Source organism: Mycolicibacterium sp. Y3 (assembly GCF_051188035.1).
GTDB lineage: Bacteria > Actinomycetota > Actinomycetes > Mycobacteriales > Mycobacteriaceae > Mycobacterium > Mycobacterium fluoranthenivorans.
On record NZ_JAVQLT010000001.1, the window covers coordinates 1,620,278 to 1,633,511 of the forward strand.

At 67.6% G+C, this 13,234-nt stretch carries 19 protein-coding genes; 9 read left to right on the forward strand and 10 right to left on the reverse strand.

Going from position 1 to position 13,234, the window contains the following annotated elements; genetic code table 11:
• Positions 1-53 precede the first annotated feature (53 nt).
• Genes QN239_RS08005 through QN239_RS08015 form a run of 3 tightly spaced genes read left to right on the forward strand, consistent with a single transcriptional unit; the run spans position 54 to position 1,117 of the window.
• Positions 54-362, forward strand: a complete 309-nt coding sequence (locus QN239_RS08005; RefSeq protein ID WP_499009365.1) for a DUF3349 domain-containing protein — start codon at positions 54-56, stop codon at positions 360-362.
• A 10-nt stretch (positions 363-372) separates the two neighbouring features.
• Positions 373-654, forward strand: a complete 282-nt coding sequence (locus QN239_RS08010; RefSeq protein WP_499009367.1) for a hypothetical protein — start codon at positions 373-375, stop codon at positions 652-654.
• A gap of 40 nt (positions 655-694) precedes the next feature.
• Positions 695-1,117 (forward strand): pyridoxamine 5'-phosphate oxidase family protein, encoded by a 423-nt coding sequence (locus tag QN239_RS08015; protein ID WP_499009368.1) that lies wholly within the window; start codon positions 695-697, stop codon positions 1,115-1,117.
• Positions 1,118-1,257: 140 nt separating this feature from the next.
• Here QN239_RS08015 and QN239_RS08020 read toward each other — a convergent pair whose 3' ends face one another.
• On the reverse strand, positions 1,258-2,220 hold the full coding sequence (locus tag QN239_RS08020) for an NAD(P)-dependent alcohol dehydrogenase (RefSeq protein WP_499009369.1): 963 nt from the start codon (positions 2,218-2,220) through the stop codon (positions 1,258-1,260).
• 167 nt (positions 2,221-2,387) lie between these two features.
• On the opposite strand from QN239_RS08020, the gene QN239_RS08025 reads away from it, so the two are divergent.
• Positions 2,388-3,179 (forward strand): bestrophin-like domain, encoded by a 792-nt coding sequence (locus QN239_RS08025; RefSeq protein ID WP_499009371.1) that lies wholly within the window; start codon positions 2,388-2,390, stop codon positions 3,177-3,179.
• On the opposite strand, the gene QN239_RS08030 is transcribed toward QN239_RS08025, so the two are convergent.
• From QN239_RS08030 to QN239_RS08040, 3 genes are read right to left on the reverse strand one after another with little or no spacing between them, the layout of a single operon-like run.
• Complete coding sequence (locus QN239_RS08030) at positions 3,176-3,763, reverse strand: carboxymuconolactone decarboxylase family protein (protein WP_499009372.1); 588 nt, start codon at positions 3,761-3,763, stop codon at positions 3,176-3,178. The two genes, QN239_RS08025 and QN239_RS08030, sit on opposite strands and share 4 nt — an antisense overlap.
• Positions 3,760-3,969: a hypothetical protein gene (locus QN239_RS08035; protein ID WP_499009374.1), complete on the reverse strand. Its 210-nt coding sequence runs from the start codon at positions 3,967-3,969 to the stop codon at positions 3,760-3,762. The genes QN239_RS08030 and QN239_RS08035 overlap by 4 nt, the downstream gene beginning before the upstream one ends.
• On the reverse strand, positions 3,939-4,586 hold the full coding sequence (locus tag QN239_RS08040) for a TetR/AcrR family transcriptional regulator (protein ID WP_499009376.1): 648 nt from the start codon (positions 4,584-4,586) through the stop codon (positions 3,939-3,941). The genes QN239_RS08035 and QN239_RS08040 overlap by 31 nt, the downstream gene beginning before the upstream one ends.
• A 129-nt stretch (positions 4,587-4,715) precedes the next feature.
• Here QN239_RS08040 and pat point away from each other — a divergent pair, with 129 nt between their 5' ends.
• On the forward strand, positions 4,716-5,708 hold the full coding sequence (gene pat, locus QN239_RS08045; RefSeq protein WP_499009377.1) for an acetyltransferase Pat: 993 nt from the start codon (positions 4,716-4,718) through the stop codon (positions 5,706-5,708).
• Positions 5,708-6,556 carry a shikimate 5-dehydrogenase gene (locus QN239_RS08050; protein ID WP_499009378.1) on the forward strand — a complete coding sequence of 283 codons (849 nt, stop codon included), beginning with the start codon at positions 5,708-5,710 and terminating at the stop codon, positions 6,554-6,556. Before pat ends, QN239_RS08050 begins: the two co-directional genes overlap by 1 nt.
• On the opposite strand, the gene QN239_RS08055 is transcribed toward QN239_RS08050, so the two are convergent.
• Genes QN239_RS08055 through QN239_RS08070 form a run of 4 tightly spaced genes read right to left on the reverse strand, consistent with a single transcriptional unit; the run spans position 6,553 to position 9,554 of the window.
• Entirely contained in the window at positions 6,553-7,458 is a 906-nt protein-coding gene (locus QN239_RS08055) for a hypothetical protein (protein ID WP_499009381.1), read from the reverse strand. The genes QN239_RS08050 and QN239_RS08055 overlap by 4 nt on opposite strands.
• Before the next feature lie 2 nt (positions 7,459-7,460).
• Positions 7,461-7,835, reverse strand: a complete 375-nt coding sequence (locus QN239_RS08060; RefSeq protein WP_499009382.1) for a hypothetical protein — start codon at positions 7,833-7,835, stop codon at positions 7,461-7,463.
• Positions 7,832-8,539 (reverse strand): envelope biogenesis lipoprotein LpqN, encoded by a 708-nt coding sequence (lpqN, locus tag QN239_RS08065; protein ID WP_499016664.1) that lies wholly within the window; start codon positions 8,537-8,539, stop codon positions 7,832-7,834. Before lpqN ends, QN239_RS08060 begins: the two co-directional genes overlap by 4 nt.
• Positions 8,540-8,588: 49 nt before the next feature.
• The gene (locus QN239_RS08070; protein ID WP_499009383.1) at positions 8,589-9,554 is read right to left on the reverse strand and encodes a bile salt hydrolase; all 966 of its coding nucleotides are present in this window, start codon (positions 9,552-9,554) and stop codon (positions 8,589-8,591) included.
• On the opposite strand from QN239_RS08070, the gene QN239_RS08075 reads away from it, so the two are divergent.
• Positions 9,553-10,233, forward strand: coding sequence for a DUF5642 family protein (locus tag QN239_RS08075; RefSeq protein WP_499009384.1), 681 nt, complete (start codon positions 9,553-9,555; stop codon positions 10,231-10,233). The two genes, QN239_RS08070 and QN239_RS08075, sit on opposite strands and share 2 nt — an antisense overlap.
• Before the next feature lie 20 nt (positions 10,234-10,253).
• On the forward strand, positions 10,254-10,916 hold the full coding sequence (locus QN239_RS08080; RefSeq protein WP_499009385.1) for a DUF5642 family protein: 663 nt from the start codon (positions 10,254-10,256) through the stop codon (positions 10,914-10,916).
• Here QN239_RS08080 and QN239_RS08085 read toward each other — a convergent pair.
• Both QN239_RS08085 and soxR read right to left on the reverse strand, forming a co-directional pair.
• Entirely contained in the window at positions 10,913-11,509 is a 597-nt protein-coding gene (locus QN239_RS08085; protein ID WP_090362743.1) for an alpha-ketoglutarate-dependent dioxygenase AlkB, read from the reverse strand. The two genes, QN239_RS08080 and QN239_RS08085, sit on opposite strands and share 4 nt — an antisense overlap.
• Before the next feature lie 30 nt (positions 11,510-11,539).
• On the reverse strand, positions 11,540-11,971 hold the full coding sequence (soxR, locus tag QN239_RS08090; RefSeq protein WP_167164497.1) for a redox-sensitive transcriptional activator SoxR: 432 nt from the start codon (positions 11,969-11,971) through the stop codon (positions 11,540-11,542).
• Positions 11,972-12,005: 34 nt separating this feature from the next.
• Between soxR and arcA the strand changes: the two genes are divergently transcribed.
• Positions 12,006-13,217 carry an arginine deiminase gene (gene arcA / locus QN239_RS08095; protein ID WP_499009386.1) on the forward strand — a complete coding sequence of 404 codons (1,212 nt, stop codon included), beginning with the start codon at positions 12,006-12,008 and terminating at the stop codon, positions 13,215-13,217.
• The last annotated feature ends 17 nt before the right edge of the window (positions 13,218-13,234 follow it).

Here is a 13,234-nt window from a genome sequence, read left to right on the forward strand (position 1 = left end):
CCGGCTAACAAGGTTTCAACGCTGACATGTGGCCGGGCGGCCGAGGGGGAACTGTGGCGCTATCCGATGTGCTGGCGCGCATCTTGGGATTTCTTCGTGCAGGTTATCCCGAGGGCGTCCCGGCCGACGATTACATTCCGCTGATCGCGGTGTTGAGGCGGCGCCTGTCGGACGACGAAGTGCTCACCCTGACAACTCAATTGATTGCGTTGGGAAACAGGCCGGCGCACGGGACCGACGTGCGGGTGGCGATCACCGAGCTCACCGACGAGATGCCCTCGCACGAGGACGTGCAACGCGTCGAGCACCGGCTTATGGCGGCCGGCTGGCCGATAGACGACCCGCTGACGTTTCCGAAATAGGTTGTGTCAGGTGATCGCAGACGGCGAGGCCACCCCGGACGGTGACGCGGTGGTGCTGCGGCTTGTGCAGCCCGCTGAACGTGCGCAGGCGGAATTCTTCGCCGGTGTGCTCCGGCAGGAGATCGCCACGATGACCGCGAAAATCGCGAAAGCCGAAGCAGATTGGCGCCGCCGCTGCGACGAGAAGGGTTATGTCGAACCGCCGTGCCGTATCGGGGTGGTGCTGCGACGTGTCGAGGAGGCGACGCGGATGCTCGGCGCGATCGACGAACGCTTTCTGCGCACCCGGTGAACGGGAATAGGTCCGGGCCGTCGCGGCGTTGCTCGGCACTATGAGCAGACCATTCGGAGAGACAGAACGCGAAGAATTCCTCGCGGCGAAGCACGTCGGGGTGCTGTCTGTGGCGTCGGGTGATGACCGGCCGCCGGCCAGCGTCCCGATCTGGTACGACTACACCCCGGAGGGGCTCATCCGGATCAACACGGGGGCAGCCTCGCGCAAGGCCCGGCTGATCGCCCGGGCAGGGGCGGTGACGCTGGTGGTGCAGCACGAAGAGCCCCCGTACCAGTACGTGGTCGTCGAAGGCAGTGTCGTCGAGACCATCGAGCCCGCCCCGCAGCAGGCGCGGGAGGAGATCGCCATCCGCTACCTGGGCGAGGAAGGCGGGCGGGCGTTCGTCGAGTCTATGAAGGACATGCGGAGCGTGCTGTTCATGGTGCGGCCCGACCGATGGCTCACCGCGGACTACTCCTGACGGCTGCTCGGCCTCCGAGCGGTCCCCCCGGCAGCGGTCTGTACCGGGGGAACCTGGCGTGGAGACCACCCGGGTTGGGCTCGTGCGCCTTCGGCAGGGATCCCCACCCGGCAGCTGATCGAAACCTGTGTGGCGCGCACTCAGGGCACCAGCACCAGCTTCCCCGTCATCCGGCCGGTCCGGCTCAGTTCGTGGGCCTCTTCGGCACTGGTCAGCGGTAGGCAGCGGGCAATACTCACCCGCAGGGTGCCGTCGGCCACTGCGGCGATCAACGGCTCAAGTCGCGCCCCGGTGGGTCTGCCGAGAATGCCCTTGGATTTCCGTGGCGCGATCAGTTGGGCAAGTGCGGCGCCGGCGTCATCGCCGGCCACCATGATGTGCCGTCCGCCCGGCGCGAGCAGGGCACGGCAGCCGCGGCCGGAGTATCCACCGGCGCAGTCGACGATGACGCTGAACGGACCGTACGCCTGTGCCTGGCTGAGGGCGTCACCCTGCCGATAGTCGATGACCACGTCGGCGCCAAGCTCTTTCACCCGCTCGACATTGGCGGTCGAACACACGCCACCGACGAACGCGCCCTCCTGCTTGGCGATCTGCACCACGAGCTGCCCGACGCCGCCGGACGCACCCAGTACCAGCACTCGACGTTGCGCAGTCGGCACCCGCCGGATCCGGCCCAGATCCACCACCGACATCCACGCGGTGACACCCGGGATGGGCAGCGCGCCGGCCACCGTGATATCCACCGAATCGGGCACCCGGCAGATCTGGTCCTGGCGCACCGCCACGGTGTCGGCATAGGACCCGCGCTGTCTTCGGGCGAAGTTGGTGCCACCGGCCACCCGATCGCCCACGGCCGCACGTGTCACCCCGGGACCGACGGCATCGACCACCCCGGCGAAGTCGACACCCACGATCACCGGGGGCCTCGGGCCCAGGAGGCGGGCCGCCCAGCGCAGGGGACCGTGGCTGCGCATCTTCCAGTCCACCGGATTCACCCCGATGGACTGCACCCGTATCCGGACCTCGCCCCTGCGGGGTTCGGGGGTGGGGAGCTCCAGCAGTTCCAGCGGCGCCCCGGCTGCCCAGGTCCGCTGTGCCATCGCCCTCACCGCGCTTGTCCTATCGGAGATCGGCCCACCCGTGCAGCGTAGTGAGTCCGCGGCCGGGCCATGGTGAGAATCAGCCGCTCGCAGACCAATTGGTGGATCGCCATCTCACAGCTCGCGTCCGGCGCCTAAGGTGCGTAGTCGACGAAGGGGGAGATCCGGTGGTGGCTTGGCTGGTGGAACACATCCCCGCGGGACTGCTCCTGCTCATCTTGATCGCGGTCATCGCCGGCGGTGCGATCCTGCTGTTGAAGGTGATACGCCACCGCTACCCGGCGCTGAACCAGGATGAGCACAATGATGTCACCAGGTTCACCTACGGGGTCATCGGGTTCGTCTACGCGTTCTTCATCGGTTTCGTCGTCTCGTCGATGTGGGGTCAGATCAACACCGCAGACGGTAACGCCCGGGCCGAAGGCGCCGCAGCGGTGCAGATGGCAACGGACGCCACGGTATTCGCTCCCGCCGACCGCGACCGGGTCAGGACCGCGCTGTTGGCCTATGAGAACGCCGCGATCGCCGAATGGTCCGCCGGCGACAACCAGCGGTCCGCGGCCGCTGATCGTGCGCTCGTCGAACTGCGCACCGCCTACGCTCAGGTGCAAGCCACGATCGATGCCCAGAAGACCTTCCTGTCAACGTCATTCGGCAACCTGGACAAGATCGCTCAGGCGCGAACCGTCCGCATCCTGCAGGCGCGCAACGACGACGGACCGCCGTGGCCCCTGTGGGCGGTCATCTTCATCACCAGCACCATGGTGCTCGGCGCCGCGATCATCTACGGCGTCGAGCGGCCCGTGATGCACTACCCGATGGTGCTCATCGTCGCCGTACTGGTCGCCACCAATCTCTTCCTGGTGCTCGAACTGGCGCACCCGTTCGTCGGTGACATCGCCACCTCCCCGGACCCCTTACAGGAAGTGGTTCAGGTACTGACGGCACCGCCGAGCTAGTCCCGGCCGGCCAGGTACTCGCGCACATCGGCGTCGAGTTCGACGCCGAAGCTGCGCAGCATCCAGCCCAGCGTCTCGTAGGCGCCCACGGTGAAGATGGCATCGAGCAGCTGCTCGGTGCTGAGCTCCGCCGACAGCGTCGCCCACGTCGTGTCACCGATCACGCCGTCGGCGACCAGTTCATCGGCGCAACGCAGCAGCGCGGCGTCGACCTCGGACCACGTCGACGCGTCCGGGCCCTCGGAGATCGCGGCGATCTCACTGCGCGAAATCCCGACATCACCGGCGATCACCACATGCTGGGCCCACTCGTATTCGGACTGCCGCAGCACCGCCGTCCGCAGAATGAGCAGCTCACGCTGGCGCGGGCTCAGCGAGGTCGCCGACAGCAGATGACCGTTGAACGTGAAGAACGCGCGCGCCAGTTCGGGGTGATACGCGAACGCACCGAGTACGTTGAGCCCCTTGGGCCTGCCGTCGGTGGGGATCTGCGCGTGGCGCCGCACCGGCGGATTCATCGCGGCAAGGGCGTCGCGCATCGTGGGCGGCCACTGGTTAGGGGGTAGCGGGTCGACACGGGTCATTCGGGCGGCCGGTCCTCTCCTGGCAGACGGCCGTCCACGACGACGCCGGCGGCGCCCTCGATCGGCCGGATGGTGGTGGTGAAATCCGAGTCCGCGCCCCGATCGATCGGGGCACGCTCCTCAAGATTGCCCCACGGCCTCCGGCGCCGGCCGGGCGAGGCCCATTCCGCTGCGGTCAGATGGCGGCGGGCTCCTGCAGTTTCCACAAGTTGTTGGACAACAACTTCTGCAACTTGCCGACCACGGCGGTGACCTCGGCGTCGGTGCCGACGAATCCGGCGTAGAACCCCACCCCGAACATCAGTACCAGCAGCATGTCCACCAGGATGTCGGGGTCGGTGCTCGGAGCAAGTTGCCCGTCGGCGACCGCTTCGGTGACGGCGGCACGCACGAAGGTGCGCACGTCGTCGCGCGGGGCGTAGGCATCCTGGCTCAGCTCTGGATGTCGCTGGGACTCCAGCATCGAGGTCACCAGGAACGCCGCTGCAGAGTCGTACTCCCGGTGCGCGAGCAGAGTCCCGCTGAGGAACGCCGACAACCTGTCCACGAGGGTGGTCTGGGTAGCGGCGGCGGCCACACCCGCGGTGATCAGTGCGGCATTGGTCGCCGTCAACACCTCTTGGTACAGGGCCCGCTTGTTGGCGAAGTAATGGTTGATCGCCGGGCGGGTCAGATCGGCACGTTCGGCGATCGCCTGAAATGTGGCCGCGTCGTAGCCAAGTTCGCTGAAAACCTGCCGGGCTGCACGGATGATCCGCTCGCGAGTCTCCGAGCCGTTAGCTGCCCGGGGGCGACCGCGAGTACGGCGCAGCGTTTGAGTCATACGCGGAGTTTGCCACACTTATCTGACCGGTGCGTAGAAACGTCGTTCCCCACCGCCGGCTCAGGCCCTACACAGCAAAGTTCCGTTCGCGTGGTGGCTTCTCCGCGGACCAGGCCGTAGCCTCGTGACGTGTCTGGAGTGACCGATGCGCGTGCCGGTGAACTGGCCGCGTTGGAGTTCTTCGCCGGGTGCACCGCGCAGGACCTGGCGCCACTGGCGGCGCTGCTACAGCCGCTGGCGGCCGCACCGGGCGAGGTGCTCATGCGCCAGGGTGAACACGCGGTGTCCTTCCTGCTGATCGGTACGGGGTGTGCGGAGGTCGTCCACATAGGTCAGGGCGGCGAAGCGACGGTGGTGGTGTCGCTGCATCCCGGCCTGGTGGTCGGGGAGATCGCCCTGTTGCGCGGTATCCCGCGAACTGCGACGGTGACTGCGATCGATCCGCTGACCGGCTGGGTGGGCGACTCTGCGGCGTTCGCCACCATGTTGGATCTGCCGGGCGTGATGGACCGGATGATGCGGACCGCCCGGCAGCGGCTGGCGGCCTTCATCACCCCGATTCCGGTCTCGCTGCGCGACGGGACCGAGCTGTATCTGCGGCCGGTGCTGCCGGGCGACAACGAACGCACCATCCACGGCCCCGTGGAGTTCTCCAGCGAGACCCTCTACCGCCGGTTCCAGAGCACCCGTGCACCGACGGCATCGCTGATGGCCTATCTGTTCGAGGTCGACTATGTCGATCACTTCGTCTGGGTGCTCACCGACGGCCCCGACGGGCCGGTGGTGGCCGACGCACGATTCGTGCGCGAGGGGCATGACGCGACGACGGCGGAGATCGCGTTCATCGTGGGGGACGCCTACCAGGGACGCGGTGTGGGCACGTTCCTGATGGACGCGCTCGCGGTGGCGGCCCGGGCCGGCGGGGTCACGACGTTCACCGCCCGCGTGTTGTCGGAGAACTACCCGATGCGGGCCATCCTGGACCGGGCCGGTGCGCACTGGGACCGCGAAGACCTCAACGTGGTGACTACCGTGGTGGACGTGCCTGAGGTGTCGATGAGCCCGCAACGGTATCGGGCCATTTACGAGATGGCCAGGCGAGTGATGCGGGCGGTCGGGTGATGGCTCCGGGCCACCCCCTTTCCAGCGGCCGGCGGCCGCCACTGAACAAAGACACCAGGCTCTGCATCTCGCTGGCGGCCCGTCCGAGCAATATCGGTACCCGCTTCCACAACTACCTCTACGAGGAACTCGGTCTGGACTACCTCTACAAGGCGTTCACCACCACCGATATCGCGGCGGCCATCGGCGGTGTGCGTGCGCTCGGCATCCGGGGCTGCTCGGTATCGATGCCGTTCAAATTCGACGTCATCGCGCTGGTCGACGACGTCGAGCCGTCGGCGCGGGCCATCGAGTCGGTCAACACCATCGTCAACGATGACGGGTACCTGCGCGCCTCGAACACCGATTACCTTGCGGTGCAACAGCTTATCGACAGCCACGGGCTGGATCCCGACGATGCCGTCATTATCCGGGGCAGTGGGGGAATGGCCAGTGCGGTCGCGACCGCGTTCCAGGCCAGCGGTTTCCGCTCGGGCACCGTCGTCGCACGCAACGTCCGAGCGGGCCGGCAGCTGGCGGACCGGCTGGGCTACGCCTATGCGCCCGAGGTCGGTTCGCTGCGTGCGCCGATATTGGTCAACGTCACACCCATCGGTATGTCCGGCGGCCCCGAGGAGTGTCAACAAGCATTCGACGATGATGTGATCGCCAAGGCGCACAACGTCTTCGACGTTGTCGCGTTACCTTCGGAGACGCCGCTGATCACCGCGGCACGCGCGGCGGGCATCGAGGTGATCACCGGCGCAGAGGTCATCGCGCTGCAGGCAGCCGAACAGTTCGAACGCTATACCGGTGTCCGGCCGTCACCGGAACAGATCGCCGCGGCCTCGGCGATCTCCCGGGCCTAAGGCGTGTTGACCACCGTGATCGGCTTGCGCACCCGCTCGACCTGATGCCCGGTGAAACCGGAATAGAAGATGCGGGCCCCGACGAACCATGACAGTGACGAGTGCACCGATGTCGCGGTCGGGGCGGCATCAGGGGGCAGTGGCAACGCGAACGGCAGCCCGAACTCGGTGCCGCCGGGCATCGGGACCTTCTTGCCCAGGTGCAGCGGTGGCCCGTCCAGCGTGCCGCCCTGTGCGGGATAGCGCTCCAGCGGATGGTGTTCGCGTTCCCGTTGCCAATAGACCGCGATATCGGCGGTCGGCAGGTCCTGCTGTGGCCGCACCACCAGGTGGCCGGTGATGACGGCGCCGGCGAGCCCCACGGGCGAGGCCAGCACGATGTCCAGCTGCGAGGCCGCATCGCCCATATAGCGTTCCTGCGGTTCGTCCACCGCGTCGACGTCGCCGGCCCCGATCACGACGGTGAACTCGCCCTTGGCGTCGATATCGCGACCACCTCTGTCGAGGACCAGCCGGCAACCCCACCGCGCCACCTGAGGGGATGAGCCCGGAGCCCAGGACGGCACCTTGAATGATGCGGTGGTTCCGGTGAATTCATCGGCGGCCAGGGGAATCTCCGTGCGGGAGACGCACACCCAGTCGTCGGTGTCGCGTTCGCCGCCGTAGTTGGTGCCGACCTCACCGGCCATCCACAGCGTGTCGTTGGCCGCCGCGGCAGCCGAGTCGGCCCGGCCGGCCCAGTGATACCGGTAAAAGTTGTCGTAACCCCACTCCAGCCGAGCCGAGGTGACTTTGTCGACCGGCTTGTCGGCGGTGACGGTCGCCGTGACGGATTGACGCGGCCGCACCACGCCGGGGGTGATCTCGATGCGCACACCGCCGGTGCGGCTGAACAGTCCCACGGCTACTTCTGCTGGGAGGCCGCGTAATCCTCCGGATGGGTCTTCTTCTGGTGATTGCGGATCGGCCAGAACAGCACCCACAGGATGGGGTAGATGGTCACGTAGAACAGCAGGTGCAGCGCGGCGCCGACGACCACGGTGAACACCCATCCCGGCCAGATGAGGATCAGGCAGAACTGGATGAACTGCTTGAGCACCACCGGGTAGCCCTCGGCCATGGACAACATGAACCTCGGGCTCATCACCTTCAGGTACTGCCGCACCTTCGACGTCTCGGCCTCGGCTTCGGCCTGCGCCGCACTGATGTCGCGACCGCGCTCGCCGAGCGTCTGACCGCGCTGCGGGGGCGGTGGTTCGGCAGGCGCGGGCTGCGTCATGGGGTGATCGTGGTCTGGTCGTCAATGGCTGTCGTGGCATCCATCAACGGACCCATGTCTTCCTCGGAACCCTGGGCGTTGAGTTGCAGGACGAACAAATCCTGGCCCGCCGGGATGAGCACCGTCTTCTGGGCGATCAACAACTTCTGGCCGTCTTTGACGTATGTGCCGCCGACCTGCACCGCATCGAAGCCGCCGAGCTTGCCCGTTTGACCTTCGTTGCCGCCTTCGTACTCGGGCAGGTTCTTCAGCTCGTTGGGTGCGTACTCGACGATCTTTGCCGGATCGGCACCGGTGAGCTTGGACATGATGGCCGTGATCGTCGGGGGGACCGGGCCGGCCGGTGTGCCGGCGAGCACGATCTGGCCCCACGCCCAGTCCGGTGCTTTGGCCCCGGCATCGGCCCAGCCCTCCGGGATCGGCAGGTTCACCGTGGGCGTACCTGGATCGCCTCGCTTGACCGGCGTTTCGGTGATCTTGTTGTCCTTGACGTAGTCCATGATCGTGTAGTTCGGGCCACTGGCGTTGGCTGTCGAGCTCGGCGTGGCGCTGGTCGAACTGGCTTCGGACGTCTTGGACGTCGCCGATGTGCTGCTGGTGCTCTCTTTGGCCGCGGTGTCGGTCTTGGTATTCGATCCACAACCGGCCAGGGCCAGGCCCAGAACGGTGGCCGCCACCGCGAGTCCGCGGGTCGTGGTGTGCATGGTCATGCCTTCTCCTGGGGTGGTCGCCGTCTTGCCTGGGAAAACTCTGTCAGAAACCTATGTCACTCGGCGTGAATCGGTCGGTGACGTTACCGGTCAGCGAGTCGTCATAGGGGTTGATCGCCACAGGTTGCGGGCCGAAGGGCAGTTTGTCGAACTCCACCCAGATGACGCTGGGGCTGGTGGTGAGTTCGAAGTAGTAGATGCGGTGGGTGAGATCGCTGACGGTCCGATACTCGGTGTTGTACACCCCGAAGTCGCCGTAGGGCGCCCCGAACGGTACCGACACGTTGCGCATGATCGCCATCACGCCGGCCACCGCCTGACGCTCGGTGCTGGGTTCGGGCAGCAGGGCCTGGTAGTAAGCGGCGCGCTGAAATCGGTCGACGGGGTTGACGTTGCCGGGCAGTGGCAGGTCCCGGCTGGGATGGGAGAAGTCGTGTGCGGCCAGCAGTTTCAGTTGCTCGTCGTAGCTGGGGTCGTTGGTCATCAGGGTGAACTGCGGCCCGTGGTGCACGACGAGCTCGCCGCCCGCCAGCTCGAGGATCGCCGAGTCGCCGGCACTGTCCTCGATGGCCAGATGCAGGGTGGCCTCCCGGCCGCGCGCACCGACCATCACCAGCTGCACGTCGTCCATCAGCGCCAGTGCCTCGTCCACCGTCGCGGCCTGGTCCAGCAGGTACTGGGCCCACAGACCGGTGTGCAGCCCGGGCCGGGCGGGGTCGCGTGGCCCGGTATCGGTGGACTTCAGATACAGCGCGTGCACACCGAGCCCGCGTTCGTTGAATCCGTCCACGGTGCCCAGGCCGTACACGCTGGTGATCAGGCTGGCATAGCGGCTGGTCCAGCGCAGCGGATTGTCGGCGATCACCACCTGGTACAGCAGCTTTCCGCCGTCGCGGTCACGGCCGGCGCCGAACGCGATGAGCAGAGGTTCGGTCGATTCGGGCCAGTCCATGCTGCGGCCGGCCAGTTTGGCGAGTTGATTACTGTTCCAGAACACCCTGGTGCACATGAGGATGTGGTATCACAGCGGCGTGCGCACCATGGTGTTTTGCCTCGTGGTGGCGGCGGGTGTGACGGGATGCGGGACTTCGGACCACATCGCGGCATCCTCGTCGCCGGCCACCGCCGCGGGGGCCGCCGGCCCTGTCGATCCGGCCGGGGTGGCGCGGGCCCGAAGTGGTCTGCCGGCCGGATACGAGGTGGGCGCCCTCGCCGAACAGGCTGCACCCGTGACCTTTTGGGGCTTCAAGCCCGGGTGGGCCGCGACTCCGGAGCACTGCGGCGCGCTGGTCGACCCCGGTACGGGCACCCCGGTGCGCGGCTGGTCGGCGTCGGGACCCGGCGGGATCATCTACGCCGTCGTCGCCGGACCGGGCGCGCAGACCGCCCCGCCTGACGGGTGTGCGACCTGGTCGCTGGCGGGCGGGCATACCGATGCCGCCGTGACCTCGGTCCCCGCACCCGGTATCGCAGGTACGCCGACGGTCGCGATGAGTGCGGTGGCCACCACGACCGTCGAGGGCGGCACCCAGACCCGGATGCATGCCGACACCGTCACCGCGTATCTGCGTGACGCCTACGTCGCGTCGGTCACGGTGGTCACCGATCCTGGGTCCGTCCAGCAGGGGCTCCCACCGAACATCGCGCCAAGCCTGCTGGCGCAGGTGGTTTCGGCGGTCGCCGGGTGAGGCCCGGTAGATTGGCGGCGATGCTCACTCCACGAGCGGCCGCCCTCGTGGCCTGTGCTGCCGCACTCACCGCGTGCTCGACCGCTCGACCCCCCGCCCAGCCCGATATCGCGCGGGTCGCCGACGTGAAATCGCAATTCGGCCCGGAGTTCCACGTCACCGCGGTCGCCCCGGCCGGGATCGATCCGAAAGCGCTCTCGGGGCAGCCGGTGCCGCCCGGGGTCACGATCGAGCCGCCCGACTGTGCCAAGTTCGCCAACGGGATCTCGGTGCCCGCCGGTCTGCACGGCAACATGGCGGCCACCACGGCCGAGGGCAACGGCAACCGTTTCATCGCCATCGCCGTGGAGACCTCGGAGCCCATCCCGTTCGCGGATCCGGGGCCCGCCTGCAAGCTGGTCAGCTACACCGGCCCGGGAGTACGCGGGCAGGTCGAGGTGGTGGACTCCCCGCACATCGACGGTGCGCGCGTGCTGGGCACCCACCGAGTGGTTCAGACGGCCATGCCGGGCGGACCGCCGCGCGTCGGCGAGTTGTTCAACTACGTGGCGAGTTTCGACACGTTCCTGGTGATGGTGACGGCCAATCCGCTGGTGGTGCCGGACAAACCGCCGGCGCCGGTGGATGTCCAGAAAGCCAAGGATCTGCTGACCGCAGCGGTCGCCGCGGTGCGCGGGAGCTAGCGCACGTCGCGGGGCCGGAACTGGATGCTGATCCGCGGGCCGATCGGCCGGGCCGTCTTGGGGACCGCGTGCTCCCAGGTGCGCTGGCAGGATCCGCCCATCACCAACAGGTCGCCGTGTGCCTGGGGTAACCGCAGGCTGCGCCCGCCCGAGCGGGGGCGCATCGCGAAAACCCTTCGTGCGCCGAGGCTGACGATGGCCACCATGGTGTCGCTGGTGCTGCTGCGGCCGACGGTGTCACCGTGCCAGGCCACGCTGTCGTCGCCGTCGCGATACAGGCACAGCCCGGCTGTGGTGAACCGCTCACCGAGTTCGCCGGCGTAGATGTCGTTGAGCCGCACCCGCAGCCGCGCGATCCCGGGATGCGGCGCCGTTTCGGTGGTGAGGTCGTGGAAGCTGACCAGCCTCGGTACATCAAGCACCCGGTCGTACATCTGGCGGCGTTCGGCCCGCCACGGGATGGCGGTCAGGAGTTCGTCGAACAGTCGGTCGTCACTGCCGAGCCACCCGGCCCGGACATCGATCCACGCGCCGTCGCCCAGATAGCGACGTTCCGAGTGGTCGAAGAGCGACCCCTGAACGGCCAGAGACACCACCCGATGGTATCGCACAGGTGTTCGATATCAGAGCTTGGCGGCGCCGGGTCCCTGTTCGGAGAGCATGTCCCCGGGGTTGGACAGCAGGCAGGTCTTCAGGCTGAGGCAACCACACCCGATGCAGCCGGCCAGGTTGTCGCGCAGACGCTCCAGGTGCACGATCCGGTCATCGAGGTCCTGGCGCCAGCCGGCCGACAGCTTGGCCCAGTCCTTGCTGGTGGGTACCCGGTCGGTGGGCAGCGAGGCCAGGGCTTCGCGGATGCGGGCCAGCGGGATGCCCAGCCGCTGCGACATCCGGATGAACGCCACCCGGCGCAAGGTCTCGCGCGGATAGCGCCGCTGGTTACCGCTGGTGCGCCGGGACGCGATGAGTCCCTCGCGTTCGTAGAAGTGCAGCGCCGACACGGCGACACCACTGCGGTGTGCCATCTCACCCGGCGTCAGCTCATGAGACTCCATACACCTCAACCATAGTTGAGTTAACGTTTCCGGTGTGGAAACAGCTCGGGTACTGGGATGCAATTCGGAGGTGGGGACCCTACGGGTCGTCATCCTGCACCGCCCCGGGGCCGAACTGCAGCGCCTCACCCCGCGCAACAACGACAGCCTGTTGTTCGACGGACTGCCCTGGGTGGCCAAGGCTCAGGAGGAGCACGACGCCTTCGCTGCGGTGCTCGCCTCCAGGGGTGTCGAGGTGCTGCTGCTGGCCGATCTGCTCACCGAGGCACTCGCCTCCGGTGCGGCCAGGATGCACGGCATCTCCGCGGCCGTCGATGCCCGCCGGCTGGGGATCCCACTGGCCCAAGAGCTTTCGGCCTACCTGCGCACCCTGGACGCCGCCACCCTGGCGCATGTGCTGATCGCGGGGATGACCTTCACCGAGTTGCCGTTGGCGGGCAGCGAGTTGTCGTTGGTGCGTCGCATGCATCTGGGTGCCGACTTCGTCATCGACCCGCTGCCGAACCTGATGTTCACCAGGGACTCGTCGTTCTGGATCGGACCGCGGATGGCGATCACCTCGCTGGCGCTGCCGGCGCGGTCGCGGGAATCGTCGCTGACCGATCTGATCTACGCCCATCACCCCCGCTTCCTGGGGGTACGGCGCGCCTACGAATCCCGTTCCGCGCCGGTCGAAGGTGGCGATGTGCTGCTGCTGCGGCCCGGGGTGGTGGCGGTCGGGGTGGGTGAGCGGACCACGCCCGCCGGGGCGGAAGCGTTGGCGCGCAGCCTGTTCGAAGACGATCTGGCGCACACCGTACTGGCCGTGCCGATCGCGCAGCAGCGCGCCCAGATGCACCTGGACACCGTGTGCACCATGGTCGACACCGACGCCGTGGTGATGTATCCGAACATCGTCGACTCGCTGTCGGCGTTCACCATGCATCGCACGCCCGGGGGTGGGGTGCGCATCGACGAGGAGCTGCCGTTCGTTCGAGCCGCCGCGGCGGCCATGGAGATCGACAGGTTGCGGGTGATCGACACCGGGCTGGACCCCGTCACCTCGGAACGCGAACAGTGGGACGACGGCAACAACACCCTCGCGCTGGCTCCCGGTGTGGTGGTGGCCTACGAGCGCAACACCGAAACCAATGCCCGCCTTGCCGATTCGGGTATCGAGGTGCTCACCATCGCGGCCTCCGAGTTGGGTAGCGGGCGCGGCGGCCCGCGTTGCATGTCCTGTCCGGCGGCGCGCGACCCGCTGTAACGTCGCCGGCTGTAACG

What these genes read in the sequence shown, in the direction of transcription:
- soxR (WP_167164497.1), bottom strand. Translation starts at nt 11,971, where the DNA reads ATGGAGTCTCATGAGCTGACGCCGGGTGAGATGGCACACCGCAGTGGT.
- QN239_RS08060 (WP_499009382.1), bottom strand. Translation starts at nt 7,835, where the DNA reads ATGACGCAGCCCGCGCCTGCCGAACCACCGCCCCCGCAGCGCGGTCAG.
- QN239_RS08050 (WP_499009378.1), top strand. Translation starts at nt 5,708, where the DNA reads ATGGCTCCGGGCCACCCCCTTTCCAGCGGCCGGCGGCCGCCACTGAAC.
- QN239_RS08040 (WP_499009376.1), bottom strand. Translation starts at nt 4,586, where the DNA reads ATGACTCAAACGCTGCGCCGTACTCGCGGTCGCCCCCGGGCAGCTAAC.
- QN239_RS08070 (WP_499009383.1), bottom strand. Translation starts at nt 9,554, where the DNA reads ATGTGCACCAGGGTGTTCTGGAACAGTAATCAACTCGCCAAACTGGCC.
- QN239_RS08080 (WP_499009385.1), top strand. Translation starts at nt 10,254, where the DNA reads ATGCTCACTCCACGAGCGGCCGCCCTCGTGGCCTGTGCTGCCGCACTC.
- QN239_RS08015 (WP_499009368.1), top strand. Translation starts at nt 695, where the DNA reads ATGAGCAGACCATTCGGAGAGACAGAACGCGAAGAATTCCTCGCGGCG.
- lpqN (WP_499016664.1), bottom strand. Translation starts at nt 8,539, where the DNA reads ATGCACACCACGACCCGCGGACTCGCGGTGGCGGCCACCGTTCTGGGC.
- QN239_RS08075 (WP_499009384.1), top strand. Translation starts at nt 9,553, where the DNA reads ATGAGGATGTGGTATCACAGCGGCGTGCGCACCATGGTGTTTTGCCTC.
- QN239_RS08030 (WP_499009372.1), bottom strand. Translation starts at nt 3,763, where the DNA reads ATGACCCGTGTCGACCCGCTACCCCCTAACCAGTGGCCGCCCACGATG.
- QN239_RS08020 (WP_499009369.1), bottom strand. Translation starts at nt 2,220, where the DNA reads ATGGCACAGCGGACCTGGGCAGCCGGGGCGCCGCTGGAACTGCTGGAG.